At 69.5% G+C, this 3,377-nt stretch carries 4 protein-coding genes; all 4 read left to right on the top strand.

The features are described 5' to 3' along the window. Positions 1–356: 356 nt before the first annotated feature. The gene (locus tag ACFWUY_RS41000) at positions 357–1,670 is read left to right on the top strand and encodes a cation:proton antiporter (protein WP_384121958.1); all 1,314 of its coding nucleotides are present in this window, start codon (positions 357–359) and stop codon (positions 1,668–1,670) included. Between the two features lie 316 nt (positions 1,671–1,986). Beyond that, entirely contained in the window at positions 1,987–2,421 is a 435-nt protein-coding gene (locus ACFWUY_RS40995; RefSeq protein ID WP_384121957.1) for a hypothetical protein, read from the top strand. Between the two features lie 117 nt (positions 2,422–2,538). After that, complete coding sequence (locus tag ACFWUY_RS40990) at positions 2,539–2,865, top strand: carboxymuconolactone decarboxylase family protein (protein WP_384121955.1); 327 nt, start codon at positions 2,539–2,541, stop codon at positions 2,863–2,865. 125 nt (positions 2,866–2,990) lie between these two features. Beyond that, a partial coding sequence (locus ACFWUY_RS40985; RefSeq protein WP_384121953.1) for a DUF2252 family protein occupies positions 2,991–3,377 on the top strand: 387 nt, incomplete at its 3' end.

The raw sequence follows: 3,377 nt of genomic DNA, 5'->3' as shown, positions 1-3,377 counted from the left end.
GCAAGGGCTGGTTCGCCGTCCTGCGTCTCTACAGCCCCGAGCAGCCCTTCTTCGACAAGACCTGGCGACCCAGCGAGGTCGAACCCGCCGACTGAGGGCAGCCGAGGCTGAGGCGCGCCCCCCCACTCACCGAAGGTCGCTTCCGGGCAGCCGGGCCGGCCACACGACTGCGATGGAACATGCCGGTTCAGCGCGGTCCGAGGACGCGCCCGGCACGGAAGACACGGCCATCGTCGGGGGAATCCGAAGCTCCGCGTACTCCAGCAAAGCGGTCGCAAGGTACCCGGACCGTGCTGCGCGGTCCTTGGCTTTCATGGTCGCGGCTTCGTGCGTCGCAACAGAGAGAGTGGGATGTCATGAGTGGTGGCAGCGCCTGGACCGGAGCCGCTGTCGCGGCCGTCACCGTCGGCTATGCGCTGTTCTCGCGCCGCCTGGCCTCGACGCCGGTGTCCGCCCCGATGGTGTTCACCGCCTTCGGTGTGCTCATCGGGCCGATCGGACTGGACGTCCTCGACCTCGGCCATGACGCGGGCCCGGTGCTGACGTTGATCGAGGCCGCCCTGGCCCTCCTGCTCTTCACCGACGCGATGACCGTACGTCGACGGGACCTGCGTACGGGCGGCTACCTGCCCCTGCGCCTGCTGGCCATCGGCCTGCCGCTGAGCATCGCAGCCGGCTGGCTGTTGGCGTGGCCCCTGCTTCCCGGCCTGACTCTGTGGGAGTTCGCGTTGCTCGGGGCGGTCCTCGCCCCCACCGACGCGGCGCTCGGCAAGACCGCCAGCTCCAGCCCACGCGTCCCGGGCCTCGTGCGCCACGGGCTCAACGTCGAGAGCGGCCTGAACGACGGCCTGGCGCTGCCGTTCTTCCTCATGTTCCTCGCCGCCCTCCCCGGCACTCTCGCCTCCGAGGAGGGCGTGGGCGGAGTGTTCTGGCGCGCCCTGGTGGTCAGCACCGTGGTGGGCCTGGCCTTCGGAATGGCCGGCGGACGGCTGTTGACCCTCGCGCAAGCCCGGGGCTGGGCGACGGGACCGTGGCAACAGGTCGTCGTCCTGGCGGTGGCCTTCTGCGCGTACAGCGTGGCGACGGCCCTGGACGGCAGCGGCTTCATCGCCACCTGGATGGGAGGCTTCGCCTTCGGCGTCACCCTGCGCAAGACGACGCCGGCGGGCGGGGAACCTGCGGCCAAGGAGCACCCCTCCGACCTGGCGGAGAACCTGGGCGGCCTGCTGGGGACCCTGAGCTTCCTGGTCTTCGGCGCGGTGCTGCTCGGCCCGGCGCTGGAACACCTGAACTGGCGGATCATCACGTACGCGGTGCTCAGCCTGACGGTCGTCAGAATGCTCCCCGTGGCCCTCGCGCTGATCGGCACCGGCATGCGCCTGCCCACCGTGGCCTACGTCGGCTGGTTCGGACCCCGCGGCCTGGCCTCCGTGGTCTTCGGACTCCTCCTGGTGGAGCAACACGTACCCGGGATCGGACTGCTGGGTCAGGTGATCGCGGTCACCATCGGACTCAGCATCCTGCTCCACGGCATGTCGGCCCCGTACTTCGCCGACCGCTACGGCGACTGGTACGACAACGCGAAGACCGCCACCCCCGACCTGCGCGAGGCACAGGGCGCGGCCGAGGGCTTCGGGAAGCAGCACAGCGGCCCTCGACGGCTTCGCTGAGCAGGGCAGAACCTACCGGAGCACGGCTCCAAGGGCGCGGAGGGCGAGGTGCCCGGACTCGCCGCGAAGGAGCGCCGACGAATCTGGTGCCACTTCCGCACGCGGTGCGACCTGGGCGCTCCTGGTCGGCGCCACGCCCGCCCCCATCGCCCTGCCGAACCGGTTCATGAGGTCAGGTCCGCTCACGGCCTTCGGGAGACGCCGCGCATGTCCTGAGGTGCGCGGCACGCGAGGGGGGTCGAGAGTGGAGGTAGCTCGATCAGCCGAACGGGAAGCGGGTTTGCACGAAGCCGTACCACATAAGGAGGAGTCGTCAATGACGAACCACGTGAGCGGACCGCGCTCAGGTACCCCAGGGCAGAGTTCCGCGCGATCCGGTACGGGCAGCGGCTGGGTGGTCTTCGCCGCAGTGCTGATGATCATCGGCGGCCTGATGACGCTCTTCTCGGGCATCGCCGCGGTCGCGAAGGACGACGTGTTCGCCGTCACCCGGAACTACGTGTTCGAGTTCGATCTCACCTCATGGGGCTGGATCCACCTGATCGTGGGCGCTCTCATCACTCTCGCCGGTTTCGCCCTGTTCAAGGGCGCCACCTGGGCCCGGGTCGTCGGTGTGGGGCTGGCCGGCCTGAGCATGCTCGCGAACTTCCTCTGGATCCCGTACGCGCCGCTCTGGGCCATGGTCCTGATCGCGATCAACGCCTTCGTGATCTGGGCGCTGTGCACCGCTCCAAGCCCGTCGGAAAGCTGATCTCAGATGACTGACAGCCCCGAGGCCGGGAGCGGCAAAGCATTTGCTCTCCACCGAAGCTGATCAGCCCGTCGTTCCCCCCTGAAGGTCCACAACACACCCAGGAGGACATACAACATGTCCACTGCATCTGACACCCCTGTCCTGGACACCCTCGCCGCCATGACCGTCGACTCGGTCGAGCGCTGCGGGCTGGCCCCGGACATGCTCATCCTCACGCGCATCGCGGCCCTCGCCGCCTCGGACGCCCCGCCGATCTCCTATGCGGCCCACATCGAGCCCGGCCTCAGGACCGGCATGACCGCCGAGCAACTGCAGGACGTCCTGGTCGCCATCGCGCCCATCGTGGGCACTGCCCGCGTCATGACGGCAGCAGGCAACATCGCCGCCGCACTCGGCATCGCCATTGCCGTCGCCGATGCCGAGATGGAGGGCGAGGGCTGAGAGCGCACGCCACCCGGCATCGTCGGTCGGCCCGTCCGGCATCGGACGAGACCGCAGAGGTCCCTTCTGACCCTGGCCGCTGCCGGGGCAACACGATGGCCGCAGGCCAGGCAGGAGGGTCTTCGATGCCCCAGAAGTCGACCACGGCGCTGCGTGTCGCACCCCACGCCACGCCCGAGGAGCGCACGGCCCTTGGCAAGGCGGCGCGGCGCGACTCGCCGCGATCCGGCCATGCGGTGTACGAGCCGTCTCCTGACAGGCCGAACCCGCTGACGATCCTGGAGGCGCAGTCCGCGACACGAGTGCCCGAGCTCGTTCCCATCCGCTACGGCCGCATGACGGAGTCCCCGTTCCGCTTCTACCGGGGCGCCGCCGCGATCATGGCCTCCGACCTGGCCGGCACCCCGCGCTCGGGATTCACGGCCCAGCTGTGCGGGGACGCCCACCTGCTCAACTTCCGGCTGCTCGCCTCGCCGGAGAGGCAGTTGATGTTCGACATCAACGACTTCGAC

Origin of the sequence: Streptomyces sp. NPDC058664, assembly GCF_042716635.1 — a bacterium.
Lineage (GTDB): Bacteria > Actinomycetota > Actinomycetes > Streptomycetales > Streptomycetaceae > Streptomyces.
The sequence above is the reverse complement of the archived record's forward strand: the minus strand, read 5'-3'. Positions and strand labels throughout refer to the sequence as shown.